This window comes from Simplicispira sp. GW247-4R2A, from assembly GCF_059424465.1.
Genome location: NZ_JBWKZM010000019.1, coordinates 40,311 through 54,096, shown reverse-complemented (window position 1 = coordinate 54,096; position 13,786 = coordinate 40,311). Strand labels below are relative to the sequence as shown.

General features: G+C 60.7%; 14 protein-coding genes and 3 pseudogenes. 9 read left to right on the top strand and 8 right to left on the bottom strand.

What is annotated here, in order from left to right; all coding sequences use genetic code 11:
* The first annotated feature begins 308 nt into the window (after positions 1 to 308).
* Positions 309 to 527, top strand: coding sequence for a helix-turn-helix transcriptional regulator (locus tag AC07ZH_RS13595; protein ID WP_495200182.1), 219 nt, complete (start codon positions 309 to 311; stop codon positions 525 to 527).
* 239 nt (positions 528 to 766) lie between these two features.
* Here AC07ZH_RS13595 and AC07ZH_RS13590 read toward each other — a convergent pair whose 3' ends face one another.
* Positions 767 to 964, bottom strand: a complete 198-nt coding sequence (locus tag AC07ZH_RS13590) for a hypothetical protein (RefSeq protein WP_495200181.1) — start codon at positions 962 to 964, stop codon at positions 767 to 769.
* 492 nt (positions 965 to 1,456) lie between these two features.
* Here AC07ZH_RS13590 and AC07ZH_RS13585 point away from each other — a divergent pair, with 492 nt between their 5' ends.
* The 6 genes and pseudogenes from AC07ZH_RS13585 to AC07ZH_RS13560 all read left to right on the top strand — a co-directional run bounded on the left by AC07ZH_RS13585 (position 1,457) and on the right by AC07ZH_RS13560 (position 6,719).
* Positions 1,457 to 2,503: a phage integrase N-terminal domain-containing protein gene (locus AC07ZH_RS13585; RefSeq protein ID WP_495200180.1), complete on the top strand. Its 1,047-nt coding sequence runs from the start codon at positions 1,457 to 1,459 to the stop codon at positions 2,501 to 2,503.
* A 566-nt stretch (positions 2,504 to 3,069) separates the two neighbouring features.
* Positions 3,070 to 3,366: a type II toxin-antitoxin system MqsR family toxin gene (locus AC07ZH_RS13580; RefSeq protein WP_495200179.1), complete on the top strand. Its 297-nt coding sequence runs from the start codon at positions 3,070 to 3,072 to the stop codon at positions 3,364 to 3,366.
* A gap of 2 nt (positions 3,367 to 3,368) precedes the next feature.
* Complete coding sequence (locus tag AC07ZH_RS13575; RefSeq protein WP_495200178.1) at positions 3,369 to 3,770, top strand: type II toxin-antitoxin system MqsA family antitoxin; 402 nt, start codon at positions 3,369 to 3,371, stop codon at positions 3,768 to 3,770.
* Between the two features lie 62 nt (positions 3,771 to 3,832).
* Positions 3,833 to 4,580, top strand: a pseudogene (locus AC07ZH_RS13570) (tyrosine-type recombinase/integrase); the annotation flags it as partial.
* 160 nt (positions 4,581 to 4,740) lie between these two features.
* Positions 4,741 to 5,823, top strand: coding sequence for a type IV toxin-antitoxin system AbiEi family antitoxin (locus AC07ZH_RS13565; protein WP_495200177.1), 1,083 nt, complete (start codon positions 4,741 to 4,743; stop codon positions 5,821 to 5,823).
* Positions 5,811 to 6,719: a nucleotidyl transferase AbiEii/AbiGii toxin family protein gene (locus tag AC07ZH_RS13560; RefSeq protein WP_495200176.1), complete on the top strand. Its 909-nt coding sequence runs from the start codon at positions 5,811 to 5,813 to the stop codon at positions 6,717 to 6,719. Before AC07ZH_RS13565 ends, AC07ZH_RS13560 begins: the two co-directional genes overlap by 13 nt.
* On the opposite strand, the pseudogene AC07ZH_RS13555 reads toward AC07ZH_RS13560, so the two are convergent.
* From AC07ZH_RS13555 to AC07ZH_RS13535, 5 genes and pseudogenes are all read right to left on the bottom strand, one after another.
* A pseudogene (locus AC07ZH_RS13555) lies at positions 6,685 to 6,852 on the bottom strand (IS4 family transposase); the annotation flags it as partial. The gene AC07ZH_RS13560 and the pseudogene AC07ZH_RS13555 overlap by 35 nt on opposite strands.
* Positions 6,853 to 7,005: 153 nt before the next feature.
* Positions 7,006 to 8,217, bottom strand: coding sequence for a tyrosine-type recombinase/integrase (locus AC07ZH_RS13550; protein ID WP_495200175.1), 1,212 nt, complete (start codon positions 8,215 to 8,217; stop codon positions 7,006 to 7,008).
* A gap of 330 nt (positions 8,218 to 8,547) precedes the next feature.
* Positions 8,548 to 9,606: a sensor domain-containing diguanylate cyclase gene (locus AC07ZH_RS13545; protein ID WP_495200174.1), complete on the bottom strand. Its 1,059-nt coding sequence runs from the start codon at positions 9,604 to 9,606 to the stop codon at positions 8,548 to 8,550.
* Positions 9,607 to 9,627: 21 nt separating this feature from the next.
* Positions 9,628 to 10,812, bottom strand: coding sequence for an S-methyl thiohydantoin desulfurase domain-containing protein (locus AC07ZH_RS13540; RefSeq protein ID WP_495200173.1), 1,185 nt, complete (start codon positions 10,810 to 10,812; stop codon positions 9,628 to 9,630).
* Positions 10,813 to 10,964: 152 nt separating this feature from the next.
* Positions 10,965 to 11,318 (bottom strand): annotated as a pseudogene (locus AC07ZH_RS13535) (helix-turn-helix domain-containing protein); the annotation flags it as partial.
* 29 nt (positions 11,319 to 11,347) lie between these two features.
* Between AC07ZH_RS13535 and AC07ZH_RS13530 the strand changes: the two are divergent.
* Both AC07ZH_RS13530 and AC07ZH_RS13525 read left to right on the top strand, forming a co-directional pair.
* Positions 11,348 to 11,515 (top strand): urease accessory protein UreG, encoded by a 168-nt coding sequence (locus AC07ZH_RS13530; RefSeq protein WP_147414701.1) that lies wholly within the window; start codon positions 11,348 to 11,350, stop codon positions 11,513 to 11,515.
* 56 nt (positions 11,516 to 11,571) lie between these two features.
* Positions 11,572 to 11,886, top strand: a complete 315-nt coding sequence (locus tag AC07ZH_RS13525) for an I78 family peptidase inhibitor (RefSeq protein ID WP_119108291.1) — start codon at positions 11,572 to 11,574, stop codon at positions 11,884 to 11,886.
* Positions 11,887 to 11,896: 10 nt separating this feature from the next.
* Here the strand turns inward: AC07ZH_RS13525 and hemW are convergent, their stop codons facing one another.
* Positions 11,897 to 13,132: a radical SAM family heme chaperone HemW gene (gene hemW, locus AC07ZH_RS13520; RefSeq protein WP_495200172.1), complete on the bottom strand. Its 1,236-nt coding sequence runs from the start codon at positions 13,130 to 13,132 to the stop codon at positions 11,897 to 11,899.
* A gap of 33 nt (positions 13,133 to 13,165) precedes the next feature.
* Positions 13,166 to 13,768, bottom strand: coding sequence for an RdgB/HAM1 family non-canonical purine NTP pyrophosphatase (gene rdgB / locus AC07ZH_RS13515; RefSeq protein WP_495200171.1), 603 nt, complete (start codon positions 13,766 to 13,768; stop codon positions 13,166 to 13,168).
* Positions 13,769 to 13,786: the final 18 nt, after the last annotated feature.

The window sequence follows — 13,786 nt, the reverse complement described above, 5'->3', positions numbered from 1 at the left end:
TCTTGCCTTCATGATCCCGCAGTTCTTGCGGCGATCCTCCCTGATATTTTGATGTTGCTCATGCGATATGAATTCCATATCGAACTGCATTTGCCATAACGGTCGTCCCACTCCTGTGGTTCTAGAAGCATAGCGCTAAAAATATCCGCGTCCGCCATAAAACGGCATGCGCCGCAAATCTGCCAATCCTGGCCGAACTACAAAAACATGATTTAAAAGCACGCAGGCCCATGGCCCACCGTGCGCCCTTGGTGCCGCGCGGACGGTGCCCCTCCCATCACCAGACTGCTGGGGCAAGGGGTTTTTGTATGACGTTCTCATTGAGCACAAAGCGGTTCTATACGCAACGTGAGGTCCGTGAAATATTGGGCCTGAAACATTCGACGTATTACCGTTTGCTCAAAACCGAGCCACTGCTGCGCCCGACGCATGCCTTCGGGCCACGTGGCAAGCGGATAGAAGACACTCAACTGGAAGAGTTTATCCGCCAGCGGACGACCGCCGTAACGACGGCTCTACGCAAATGATCGATTCTCCCCGACCCAATACAACGGGTCGGGGGGTTCCTTCACTCCCGTGGTATCAGGGCAGCAATGCCATTGAAACTTCAATCTCATGCGCGCCTCGTTTGCAGGGCGCAAGGGAATGCAGTTTCTATCGCCAGGACTCTGGCAAGAGACGCAATAAAGAGGTGGGTGCAATGCCTACCTGTATTCAGCACGGAAGCGGCCATTCGTGGCTTCTCCCGAGCACGTCGGATGCCGCCTCACGCCGGCACTACCCAGACAAGAGGCAACCGATGCCTCCGTGACCCAAGGCTTGCTCGCAAGAGCAACGCACCAACACCAACACCAATAGAGAAGCGATAGCGATGCACCCGCATCTGCATCTGCATCTGCATCTGCATCTGCATCTGCATGTGTACCCCCAGCCGGATCTCTCCGGTCTGCGCCAAGAGTGCCATCAGCGATGTCTCCTTTGTCCCCAGTGCGGTTCTCAACACTGAGTGCAAAGGATGTCCTGTGTTTATGCGGCTTGCGAGGGGATTTTCCCTTGTGCAGAACTTTGTGAGCAAAAAGGGGAAATCGGCTGGACCTCGATTCTCCCAATAACTTGAAGAAGAAAGTCGTCTGCGCGCTTGTGCAGGCTGGTAGGTATCCCGAGGCAGTTGCCCCGTTGGCCACCAGCAGACTTTTGGTCCAGATCCCCGCCGACGGCAGCGGGCTCCCTGAGGGGAGGAATGCCGAGCCGTGCCAGACGGTGGATAGGCAGCGAGGGCTTGTGCGGCATTCAAAGGAATGCGCGCGAGACCTCAATCACCTGTGGCTTCGGCCCGGGTGGTCTTATTTCAGGTGACGCTGGAATATGGCTGATCTGGTTGTTTAAGGATCCGTCCCACAAGCCTCATGGTGAGGTTTGCGGTCTCTGCAGCTCGGTAACGCAAAAGGCAAATATCATGGCTATCAAATTGAATGAAACCCTCTCCTGCTCCCCCGGCGCCCGGCGCTTCTCTCGTCAGCTCCAGGCGATTGCAAAGAAAAATGCGTCCAAGCGCGCAGACAATCAAAAGCAAGCAAGTGACAAGACGATCGAGGATGCTATTTACTACGCCAAGCGTATTGGCGAAGCACTGTGGGGCCTGGGATATCAAATAGAGAAACCGGAAAATATTGCCGAGCGCCATATTAAGAGCCTGCTAACCTGGTTGTCGAAATCGGATAATTCTCCAGGCACCTTGACCGTATGGATGACCCAACTGAGAAAAATGCTGCGCTGGCTGAATAAACCCTATCTTCTCAAAGACGTTTCAAAGTATCTGCCAGATGTCGCCCCCGAGGTGCTGAAACGCCAGACGGTTGCGATGAAATCCAAAAGCCCGGAGGGAAATGGAATAGACCCGTATGAGTTGTTTGAAAAGGCTGAGGGCATTGACCGGCGATTTGGCGCCATGGTGCAACTGCAACATACCTGCGGCTTACGGCGCAAGGAGGTTCTGCACTTAAAGCCGCACCTCGACGACAAGGTGGATTACTTGAATCTTCGTCCAGGCACTGCCAAGGGGGGACGTTCGCGCACGATTCAAATCGTCAACGAAGGCCAGCGTGCTGCACTCGACCTTGCGAAAAGCTTGGTGTCACTGGGTGAGCATTTGGGTTGGCCTGAAGCGGGCAAGCGCCCGGAAGGTCGCACCTTGTTGGATGTCAATTTGGACCGGTACAAGTACTTCATGAAAAAGCTCGGACTGACCCGCAAGGACCTGGGGATAACCGGACATGGGTTGCGCGCCGCATTTGCCGAGAACCGGGCCATTGAGCTCGGCTTGGTTCCGCCAACCCGTGGCGGCGCCAAGGGGCAGTTGCCTAAGGCTGAAGAGCTGCATGCGAAGCGCATCGTAGCTGAGGAGATGGGGCACAGCAGGCCTGGCGTCACGAGTGCGTACTATGGGTCGCAGGGCAGTGTGGCCAAGGACGTCGCCTCAGATTTGGAAAGTTCCAAAGCTTGAGACTGTGCGGCAGTGGCCCGTGAATCGTGTGATGTTGCTCGGATTCCCGGTCCCATCGCAATAAAGCGCTTTGTCCATCGATGGTTCCGGGCGCACCTTGGCGGCCTGCTACCACCTGAACTCCCGAGGAGAGCGCGTTTTCTGCATCGAGCGCATCGTGCTGACTGCGCCCAGGCCGGAACCCATACGAGAACCCGAGGAAGTCCCCCCTCGTAGATCGCATTGAGCACGTTGACCACGGCGCGCTGGACGATTTTGTCCTCCAGCGCAGTGACTCCGAGCGGGCGTTGCTTTCCGTCCGACTTCAGAATGAACCGTCGTCGAACCGGTAGCGCCCGGTAGGTGCCACGATGGACGCATGCGTGCAAATCTTGAAGCTTGTTTTCCAAGGACGCTTCGTATTCCTGCCAACTTCGTATTCCTGCCAAGTCACGCCATCCACTCCGGGTGCGGCACGGCGCTTGAGCGCCAGGAATTCGGGAAAAGTCGTGCGTTAAGCTGGAGTCGACGAAATTTCTGCCACTAACCTACTTGCCAATAAAAACCAACTAGGTTAGGATGCAGCTATGGAGAAACTGGCACCCCATTGCAAGCTGACCGTGGTCAAAGCCTTCATTGAAGCTGGCAAAGTACGTGCGACCCATTCAGCCAGGCTGGGAGCCACGGCATTGGGATTGGAGCTCCCCGACATGCTGGCCGTGGTGATGGCGCTCGCGCCAGCAGATTTTTACAAGAGCATGACCACCCATGCCGATCACACGGTATGGCAGGACGTGTACCGTCCAAGCACGCAGGCGGGCGACGTCTACCTAAAACTGACGGTCATTGATGACGTACTGATCGTGTCCTTCAAGGAGCTATGACCATGAAATGTCCTGTTTGCGGCGCGGCGGAGTTGATCCATGACACGCGCGACCTGCCCTACACCTACAAAGGTGAAACCACCACCATTCCTGCGGTGACGGCTGACTTTTGTCCTGCCTGTGATGAATCCATCACTGATATGGCCGAAACCGAGCGCGTCATGCGTGAGATGCAAGCGTTCAACAAGCAGGTGAACGCGGCCATTGTTGACCCCAGCTTCATCATCAACGTGCGCAAGAAGCTAGACCTTGGTCAGCGCGAAGCCGCCGAAATTTTCGGTGGCGGCGTCAATGCCTTCTCGCGATACGAGAACGGCAAGACCAAGCCGCCGCTGGCCTTGGTCAAGCTGTTCAAGCTGCTAGATCGCCATCCAGATTTACTCAACGAGGTTAGAACCGCCTGAGCTTCTCGAAACTCGCCGTTCTGCGCCTTGCTGTCGGCGCCGACCGGAAACTGAGCCAGGGGATGATGAAAAAGATGGCCCACAAGCCAGCTGATGCAAACCGCGCCTTCAGCGTCATGCGCAAGATGTTCAACCTGGCCGAGGCCTGGGGACACCGGACCGATGGCACGAATCCCTGCCGCCATGTACCGATGTTCCCTGCCGGAAAATTCACACACCTCATCAGCGATGAGGAAATGGGCAAGCTGTTCCAGCATCTTGACCCGTTGGAGGCAGAGGGGCTGGAGTCCTGCATCATCCCATTGGCGATTCGCTTGCAGTTCGAGTTCGCCGCCCGTCGCTCCGAAATTGTCCTGATTGAATGGGCATGGGTCGATCTGGAGCAATGGCGCGTGATCTGGCCCGACAGCAAGACCGGCGGCATGTCCAAACCCATCAGCGAGGAAGCCTACCGGCTGCTTTCGACAGCACCCCGTTACGAGGGGGCGCTCTACGTGCTGCCTTCACCGCCCGACCCGATGAAGCACCTGACCACCGGCGACTATTACAACGGCTGGAGCCGCGCCTTGAAGGCCGCCGGGGTGACGCACGTCGGCACACACGGCGTCCGCCATCGTTCGGCCACGGACATCGCCAACTCTGGCATTCCGGTGAAGGTGGGCATGATACTCACCGCTCACAGGACGGTGGCAATGTTCATGCGCTATGTCCACACCGAGGTGTGGTCCCGTGCGGCAAGCCGCCGAACTGGTGGCGAACCGGCGCAAGTCGGTGGTGGAAGCGCAGCGCAACAGGGAACTGGCAGAATGATTGGGCGAAGTGGCCTCTCCGGGTGAGGAGATTGTCGTATTGCAGATAGACAATTAAGTTGGCCAATTTCCACCAGAAAACTTAATTTCAGCAAACACTGAAAATGGTTATTTTAGTGAAAACATCTTGACAATTTCACTGAAAGCACTATTTTCAACAAATGCTGAAACCAGATAATTTGATGAAAGACATAGAGCGCCAAGCAACGCAGGCGCTTCGTTTGCTGTTGGGGCAAGTGCCTGCAATCAAGCTTTTGGACATTGGGCACGAAGAGTCAGGGCCTGACCAAGGCGTGGACATCGTGGCACATATCGACGTGTCAGGCAGGCGCCATGCACTGGTCTGCGAAGTGAGATCCACTGGCCAGCCGCGCCATGTCCGGATGGCATTACTCCAATTGCGCAACTACATGGCTCATCATGCGCAAGATGCCACGCCTGTTTTCATTGCCCCTTATCTGTCCTCTGACGCTCAAGCCCTGTGCCGCGAGCAAGATGTGGGCTTTCTTGACCTCGAAGGCAACGCCCGTCTGATCTTCGACAGCGTCTTTATCGAACGCCAAGTCGCGAGCAAACCCGTTGCCGATCGGCGTGAGCTCAGGTCGCTGTTCAAGCCGAAATCCGCGCAGGTGTTACGCGCGATGCTTCGCAATCCCCGCCAGGCGTGGCGCGTCACGGATCTTGCGCAGGCCGCCGCTGTCAGCCTTGGTCACGTTAGCAACGTCCGTGTTGGCTTGCTCGATCGGGAGTGGGCACAAGTGTCCGAAGAAGGCCTGTTTTTATCCGAACCCGACACGCTTCTGAATGAATGGCGCGACGCCTACGAGCCACCAGTTGGAAAGCGCCTGGCCTTCTATACGACCCTGCACGGCAGCGCGTTTGAGGAAGCGGCGCGGCGAGTGCTCCGTTCGGGTGGCGAGGCAGGCCTGGCGGCATTTGCATCCTTCTCGGCGGCACATTGGCTCGCTCCGTATGGCCGGACAGGTACACAGTATTTCTATGCGGACGAGACAGGTCTTGAACAATTGCAGTCAGTCTTGAAGCTGTCCGCGATTCCCAAAGGCGAAAACGTGGTGGTAACCCTGCTCAAGGATTCTGGCTTGTTGCGCGACACGGAGGAACCGGCTCCTGGAGCAATCTGCACGAGCCCTGTCCAAACCTATCTTGATCTTGCCAACGCCGGTGAACGAGGGCGAGAGGCCGCTGATCATCTACGGCGAAAAAGGCTGATATGGCCGAAATGACCCCAGGTGAGCCACAGTCCGCCGCCGATTACGACGATCGCACGACGACGGCCGTGAAGACGGTGCTGATCGAAATCGGCCAGATCCTCGGAAGCTTCAAAGGTAAGTTTGCCATCGTCGGCGGCGCGGTACCGTGGCTGCTGCTAGGCAACGAGGACATGCCGCACGTCGGCACGCTCGACGTGGATGTCGGGTTGGATGAAGAGGCATTGGGTGATGGTGAATACGCCACACTCATTGATGCTTTACGCGGCCACGGTTATCACCAACGCGGGGAGTTGCGGCGGTTTCAGCTCGTGCGTCAGGTTCCCACTCAAGATGATGGGGCTCCGATCGACATAATCGTTGACTTCCTGATGCCGCGGGATGCCGAAATCGTCAAAAACATCCCACCGTTGATCAGTGACTTCGCGGTGCAAAGAGCGGATGGCGCTGACTTGGCAATGCGCTTCAACCAAATGGTGGCAATCAGCGGGCCGATGCCTGCAGGTGGCACGAACCGGGTCGAAATCGCGGTCTGCTCCATCCCTGCCCTCCTCGCGATGAAAGGTCACGCGGTGGAAGGTCGCTACAAGCAGAAAGATGCCTACGACATCTACTACTGCATCCGTAACTACCCCGACGGACCTGAAGCACTCGCCGAAGCATGCCGCCCACTGCTCGAACATGCAAGTGATGCTGCAGGCTACAGCTTCATCGCTGGTAAGTTCGATACCGTTGACGGCTTCGGGCCGACCTGTGTACGCCGCTTCGTCGAAGATACGAATGTGCTGGGCGACCGTAGCCCAGAGCAATGGCAGCAAGACGCCTTCGGTCAGGTCGATGCTTGGCTGCGCGCACTTGGATTAAGGGGAATGGCACTTACTTTGGCTCCCAGTCGAGACCATGTATCTTGATTTTTCGGCGAGCATGGGCATGCGGGACCTTTAACCACGGGTAGGGTTTGGGTCGCCGTTTTCGCATTCGCGGCTCGATGCGGCCGGGCCGACTGCCCACCCTGCATTGGGCGATCAGCGCGAACAGCCGACCGCATGTCAGCGCGGGTCAGTTTTAGGTCGGCGCCAACATGGTGGCTTGAATCGCGACGCCGATCCCGGTGTCAAAGCGCAGGCGCTTGCAGCGTCAGCACGTACACCCCTGCAAGTGCATTGCGGGAGCTTGGTCGGGTCTTTGTGCTTGGCGCTATCCCCCCGAGCAGTGCCGCCCCCAATCGGCCATCAGCACCCGCCTGCGCTCGAGCAAGGTCCCCCGCGCATACGCAGCCTCAGCTTTGTCCTGGAGCTGGTGCGCCATGGCATGCTCAATCACCTCACGCGGGTGGTTTGTCGATTCACCTGCCCAGTCTCGAAAGCTGCTGCGAAACCCGTGGACCGTCAGATCCGCATGCCCCATGCGCTTGAGCAAGGCCATGCACGCTGCATTGGACAGTGGCTGCTCCAGCAGACTGTTCTTGTTGGGCGGTTTTGGAAACACATAGCCCACCGGCTCCACCACTGCGCGCACCTTGTGCAACACCGACAGAGCATGCTCGGACAGCGGAATCAGGTGCTCCTTCTTGGCCTTCATTCGATTGGCCGGTACGGTCCACACGGCACGCTCCAGGTCAATCTCTTCCCAGCGCGCCTTGAGGCCTTCCTCGGTGCGGCAATTGGTCAGAATGATCCATTCAGTAAGCAGTGCTGCCATTCCCGGCTTTTGGCGCAGTTCCGCCATGAACGCAGCAATCTCTCGCCACGGCAAGGCCGCATGGTGCTTGACCACCATGGTCTTCTTGGGTGCGCTGAGCAGGTTCTCCAGATGCCCTCGCCAGGCTGCCGGGTTGTCTCCCGTGCGGTAGCCCTGCACTTTGCACCAGTCGAGCACCCGCTCCAGGCGCCCACGCAAGCGGCTGGCCGTTTCGGTTTTGTCGACCCAGATGGGTTCGAGCACCCGCATGACATGGTGCGTCTGGATCTCCGATACCGCCAGCGCACCGAGCACCGGGGAGGCATAGGTGGCGAGCGTGTTGGTCCATTGCTCGGCATGCTTGGCGTTCTTCCAGCCCGCACGGTGGCTGGCGATGTAGCGCGCAGCTGCCGCGTCAAACGTCAGCACGTCCGCCCGGCTCTGGCGCTGCTGCGCCTGGGCGGCGTGCTTGATATCCAGGGGGTCCTTGCCATCGGCCAACAGGCGCCTTTGCGCCAGGGCGCGTTCGCGCGCGTCGGCCAGACCGAAGGTGACCAGACTGCCAAGGCCCATCTCGCGTTCGCGCCCGGCAAAGCGGTAGCGAAAGATCCAGCTTTTGGCACCGCTGGGCTTGACGCAGAGGTACAGACCTGCCCCGTCGGCGTGGTAACCGGGCTGTTTGAGACGCTGCACTTTCAGTGCGGTCAGTCGATTGATGCCTAGACCCATGGTGGAGCAACGTCAATAGATAGTTGCCTTAACTTTCATCTGCGGGGGACTGGCAATATTGTCCCACGATCTGTCCCCCGCAGGAAATCGAAATTGACTGGAATTTCTTGAAATGACGTGGGACGGGTGGAATCCTAAATATCTGTTTTTAAACAACTATTTAGAAACGAACTGGGATGTTGTGGGATGTTGCGTTAGGCGGACACAGTCTCCGCCAGAACGTCATCTCACGACGTATCAGAACACCGCAAAACCCGCCGCCATCCAAGGGGAGCGTTTTTTTTGTCTCACTCCGTACCACCCTGCCCTGCCTTACCGTGACAAATTGGCTCAGGTGAGCAGCGCGCCGTTCCTGCCTTCACCGGGGTCGATGAGCATATGCACCACAGGAACGCAACCATGCTGCACATCCGCGCAGTACACGGCGTTGCGCCCGGTTTCCTTGGCGCGGTAGAGGGCCTTGTCGGCCCGGTTCACCAATTCTTCAAAGCTGAGCCCGGAGCCCTTGTGCAGCGTGGCCACACCAATGCTCACGGTGACTGAAACGCTCACCCCCTCGTCGTTGACGGACACGCGCAGCGCGGCCACCTCTTGGCGCAGTGCTTCGGCCACGCGCAAGGCGCTGACGCCATCGGTTTCGGGCAACACGATGACAAATTCCTCGCCCCCAAAGCGCGCCACGATGTCGACACCACTGCGCTTGCGCGCCGCACAGGCCTGGGCCACGGCGCAGATCATGCGGTCGCCCGCAAGGTGCCCCCAGGCGTCGTTGACCGCCTTGAACAGGTCAATGTCCACCACCATCAGCGACAGGGGGTGATTGAAGCGCTCGGTGCGCTTGCATTCGTTGGCCCCCATCTCCATGAGCGTACGCCGGTTGGCCAGGCCGGTCAGCGAATCATTGGCCGCCAATAGTTCCAGTGCAGCGTTCAACTCCTGCAGCAGCTTGTTCTGCTCTGTCAATTGGCGGTTGATGTGCGCAATTTCGTCTTCCTTCTGCTTGCGGTCGTGGATGTTGAAGGTGACGCCGATCAACCGCTTGCCCGGGGTGTCACTGCTGCGGTCCATGATGCGGCCATAGTTGGCGAACCACACCCATTCGCCCGCCTTGGAGCGCAATCGGAACTCGGCGCGGTACTGCGCCGTGACGCCCGCCACGTGGTCAGCCACCGCCTGCCGCACCATGTCCAGGTCGCCGGGGTGGAAGAGGCCAAAGATGTCCTGCACGCCCGAGACGATTTCGTCCTCGGTGAAGCCCAGCTCCAGAAACGTCTTGGTAGCCTTGTGGGTAACCTGGCCGCTCACCAGGTCGTTCTCCCACAGGTCCAGCCCGGCGGCTTCGAGCACCAGCTCCAGCCGCTCCTTGTTCAGATCTGCGTCATCACCCATGGCACCAAACCAGCAGATCCATCAGGCCGTCGGCATGGCGCCCGCATAGCCCATATTGCGCAGCAGCGCGGCAAACGACGCCACGACACCGGGTGTGTTGTAGAGCTGGGGCGCCGTTTTCACAGCGATCACGCTCACCATCTGGCCCGTGCTTTTTCCCGTGGTGGCGTCAAAGTACAGGGCCAGGTCGTCGCTGGCGTTGGAGAAGCCGCGCCCCGTACTTTCCGAGTAGTAGCAGATGGAGTCCGGGGCAACGACGTCGGGACTCGTGCTTGCAGACGAGTACATGATGAGGTTCTCGTTCAGGTTGTACAGGTAGTGCGTCTCGGTACTCTGAGCCGGGTCCTGCGTGTTGTCCAGGCGGATGATGCCCGAATCGAGCGACGCGCTGGACGTAGCCTGCGTGACCGAGGTGATGAAAAAATTGGTCACCACCGCGCAGGCAGAGCGGCTGGTGATCAGGGTGATGGCATCTGCCACGGCAGCAGTGGCAGGCGGCGTCTCGGCCTGCAGCAGAAACTGCCCCAACCCACGCGCCTGCTCCAGCGTGCCCGCAATGTAGCCGCCCGACAACGCAAAGCCGTTGCCCGCGTTGGAGGGCCACATGGCAATGCCCGAATACCCACCAAACCCGGCCACGACCCCGCCCGCCAGGCTCTCGACACGCGCGGCGGTGGAGGCCCCCAGCACGGCGGATTCGATATCCACCAAGGTAGAGGCATCGCTGGCCAGGACGGCGGGGCATGGCGCGAGTTGCGCTCCGCCGGTATAGGTGGTCTGGGGCAGCTCGGGCACCGCACGGCCGGCGCCATCGCCGTTCACCACCCAGACCGCGCCCTGCGACATGGCCGCGCCAAGGAGCGGCACCAGCGAGTTGATCGGCCCGATCTCCACGGGAATCAGGGCACCCAGCGCGGCGCCCGTGCTGGCCTCCATCACGGCCACGGTGTTGCTGATTGCGTTCTGCACCGCCGACAGCGTGAGGCCATCGGCCGCATCGGGCGAGCCCATGATGGCCAGCACACAGGCATTGGTGGCGCCGTCATAGTCCTGCACCGTGACCGTGCCACTCCAGCCCTGATGAACCAGCTCCTGAAGAATCGAACAGGCGTCGTGGTAGCTACCGCCCCCACCACTGGCCACCACGGCAGCACCCGCCGCAATCGATTGAAAATCTACCAGCCCGTAGTGATAAACAACACCCATCTCACGCCCCCTCTGGATGGGAGGCACGATACGCCAGCCCGGTGGCTTGTCAATCCGCAGCATCCCATCCGCGACCACGGTGCAATCGTGGTAGGCCCAGACTCACAAGTTCTGCGCCTGCAACCCATCTTCCCAACGTTACAACGTCAAAGTCACCCTTCAAACTGCGGGTGCAGCTGCCGGATCCGGTTCATCGCCATGGTCGCCGCCGTGCGTGTCTCCACCCCCCAACTTGGCGAACGCACGCTCCAGGTGCGTCTTCACCGTAGCGGGGCTGGCACCGAGAATGCCGCCAATCCCGTGGTTGATCCTGCCCTTGAGCGCCCAGTACAGCACCTCGGCCTCGCGCGCAGTGAGCTTGAACGACAGGCCCATGGACTCGATGATCCTGGCGTCGGACACCTCGCCATCATCTGCAACCAGCCGCCGCCGCCCGCGCTGTCGTCCACCTGCTGATGCAGCCGGAAGGTGAGGCGGCACGTGCCCTGCTCGACGGCCAAACCCGGCGCCCCACGCAGGCGCCGACCTGGCCGTGATGCGTGCTGACACCGGGCGCATGCGCACCACCGCGCAAGGCCTGCGACCTTTCGCAATGGCGACCCTCAAGACGCTTGATGGGCTGCCGCAGGTGGTGGACTTCATCGTGGCGCGCGGCCTGCTGGGCACGGGCAGCACCTGGTGCGCACGCGGTTACGCCTGCTGACGTGGGCGACCGGCCGGGCGCGCTATGGTTCAGGTTTTGTTCCAAGGAGAACGTGCATGACCCTACGCCTGATGCCCACGCTGGCGACCGCTGCCCTGCTGGCTGCCTGCGCCAGCCCAGCGCCGCCCACACCTATCGACGTGCGCCCCAACATTCCTCCGCATGGCGGGCGCTGCAACGCGGGCCCAGCGCAGTCGGTTATTGGCCAGATCAGCACCGCGCGCAACGTGGAAGCAGCGCGGGTTGCCGCAGGGGCGCGCGTGGCGCGCACCCTTCGGCCTGGGCAAATGGTGACCAAGGAATACGACGCCGAGCGACTGAATCTGGACGTGGACGCCAGCGGGCGCATCGTCGCGGCGCGCTGCGGCTGAAGCAGCCCGATCAACCAGGCAGGAACAGCTCCTGCAGATTGCTCAAGAAGTCAAACCCCCGCTCCGTGGGGCGCACATGCGCCATGTCGCGCGCAATCAAGCCCTGGGCCTCGGCTTTGTCCAGCGCCGGTGCGATGGAAGCCACGCTCTGGCCGGTGCGCTCGACGAAATCCTGCAGCGCAAAACCTCCGCGCAGCCGCAGGGCGTTGAGCATGAATTCAAACGCCAGGTCGGCGCGGCGCACCTCGTCGTCCCGTGCCATGGCGTGACCGGCCAGCGCGTGATCCATGTAGAGCACCGGGTCACGAAAACGCGTCTGCCGCACCACGCGGTGCGCAAAGCTGATCTTGCTGTGCGCGCCGGCACCGATGCCCAGGTAGTCGCCAAACTGCCAGTAATTGAGGTTGTGCGCGCACCCGTGCCCCGGCTGGGCATAGGCCGAGACCTCGTAGCGCTGCAGACCCACGGCAGCAGTGCGTTCGGTGATGCGGTCGAGCATGGCGTAGGCCAGGTCGTCCTCAGGGATGGCTGGCGGGTATTTGGCAAAAAAGGTGTTCGGCTCGATGGTCAGGTGGTAGATCGACAGGTGCGGCGGCGCGAGGGCCAGCGCGATGTCAAGGTCGGCATCCAGCGCGGCGATACCTTGGCCGGGAAGTGCGTACATCAGGTCAAGGTTGAAGGTGTCGAAGGCCTGCGCGGCCTCTTCCACCGCCGCGCGGGCCTGGGCGCCATCGTGCACGCGCCCCAACGCTGCAAGGTAGGTGTCGTTGAAGCTTTGCACCCCGACCGAGAGGCGCGTGACGCCAGCGGAGCGGTAGGCGCGAAAGCGGTCTTTCTCGAAGGTGCCGGGGTTGGCTTCCAAGGTGATTTCAGCGCCCGCCGCGAGCGGCAGCAACGCCCGGATATCGCCCAGCAGCTGGTCGATAGACGCGGGCGAAAACAGGCTGGGCGTGCCACCACCGATGAACACGGTCTGCACCGGCCGGCCCCAGATGAGCGGTAGCGCAGCCTCCAGGTCGGCGTGCAAGGCGTCGAGGTAACGCGCTTCGGGCAAGGCGCCCGCACCGCCTACCGCGTGCGAATTGAAGTCGCAGTACGGGCATTTTTTCAGGCACCAGGGCAGGTGCACATAGAGCGAGAGCGGCGGCAGCGCGGATAGCTGCAGCAGGCCGGGGCGCATGTAGTGCTGGATGTCGCGCTGCAGCGCTGGCGCAGCCTCGTTGGCAGGAAGGATGGGAATGGTCATGGTGTTGCGGCGCGCAGTAGTTCAAACAGGCGGTCATCCCATCCAGTTGGCGCGCATCAGCGCCAGCATGGCCTGCGCGGCGCGGCCACGGTGGCTCAGGCTGTTCTTGACCGCCGGATCGAGCTCGGCAAACGTCTTGCCCAGTTCGGGAATGACCATTACCGGATCGAAACCAAAACCGTGGCGACCGCGCGGCGTGCGCGCAATCTCACCGACGACGCGGCCCACCGCGATCAGCGGCTCCGGGTCTTGCGGGCTGCGCAGCGCCACCAGCGTGCTGACCAGCGCGGCGCGGCGATTGTCCAGGCCCGCCATTTGCTCCAGCAAGGCGCGGACGTTGTTGTCGTCGCCCTTGGGGTAACCGAATTGCGTGGCGTAGTACGCCGTGTCAACACCGGGCAGGCCGCCAAATGCGTCCACGCACAGGCCAGCATCGTCGGCCACGGCGGGCAGGCCCGTGTGCTGCGAGGCAAAGCGTGCCTTGGCCAGCGCGTTTTCGACGAAAGTGCGGTGCGGCTCTTCGGCTTCGCCTACGCCCAGGTCGGCCTGGCGCACCAGCTCCACGCCCAGCGGCGCGAACAGGCTTTGCAGTTCGGCGAGTTTGCCCAGGTTGTTGGACGCCAGTACGATTTTCATAGTCAAAATGGCCTCTAA

Bases quoted from the DNA above. Each gene is read 5' to 3' on its own strand.
- AC07ZH_RS13595 (WP_495200182.1), top strand. From the start codon at position 309: ATGACGTTCTCATTGAGCACAAAGCGGTTCTATACGCAACGTGAGGTC.
- AC07ZH_RS13590 (WP_495200181.1), bottom strand. From the start codon at position 964: ATGGCACTCTTGGCGCAGACCGGAGAGATCCGGCTGGGGGTACACATG.
- AC07ZH_RS13585 (WP_495200180.1), top strand. From the start codon at position 1,457: ATGGCTATCAAATTGAATGAAACCCTCTCCTGCTCCCCCGGCGCCCGG.
- AC07ZH_RS13580 (WP_495200179.1), top strand. From the start codon at position 3,070: ATGGAGAAACTGGCACCCCATTGCAAGCTGACCGTGGTCAAAGCCTTC.
- AC07ZH_RS13575 (WP_495200178.1), top strand. From the start codon at position 3,369: ATGAAATGTCCTGTTTGCGGCGCGGCGGAGTTGATCCATGACACGCGC.
- AC07ZH_RS13565 (WP_495200177.1), top strand. From the start codon at position 4,741: ATGCTGAAACCAGATAATTTGATGAAAGACATAGAGCGCCAAGCAACG.
- AC07ZH_RS13560 (WP_495200176.1), top strand. From the start codon at position 5,811: ATGGCCGAAATGACCCCAGGTGAGCCACAGTCCGCCGCCGATTACGAC.
- AC07ZH_RS13550 (WP_495200175.1), bottom strand. From the start codon at position 8,217: ATGGGTCTAGGCATCAATCGACTGACCGCACTGAAAGTGCAGCGTCTC.
- AC07ZH_RS13545 (WP_495200174.1), bottom strand. From the start codon at position 9,606: ATGGGTGATGACGCAGATCTGAACAAGGAGCGGCTGGAGCTGGTGCTC.
- AC07ZH_RS13540 (WP_495200173.1), bottom strand. From the start codon at position 10,812: ATGGGTGTTGTTTATCACTACGGGCTGGTAGATTTTCAATCGATTGCG.
- AC07ZH_RS13530 (WP_147414701.1), top strand. From the start codon at position 11,348: ATGCGTGCTGACACCGGGCGCATGCGCACCACCGCGCAAGGCCTGCGA.
- AC07ZH_RS13525 (WP_119108291.1), top strand. From the start codon at position 11,572: ATGACCCTACGCCTGATGCCCACGCTGGCGACCGCTGCCCTGCTGGCT.
- hemW (WP_495200172.1), bottom strand. From the start codon at position 13,132: ATGACCATTCCCATCCTTCCTGCCAACGAGGCTGCGCCAGCGCTGCAG.
- rdgB (WP_495200171.1), bottom strand. From the start codon at position 13,768: ATGAAAATCGTACTGGCGTCCAACAACCTGGGCAAACTCGCCGAACTG.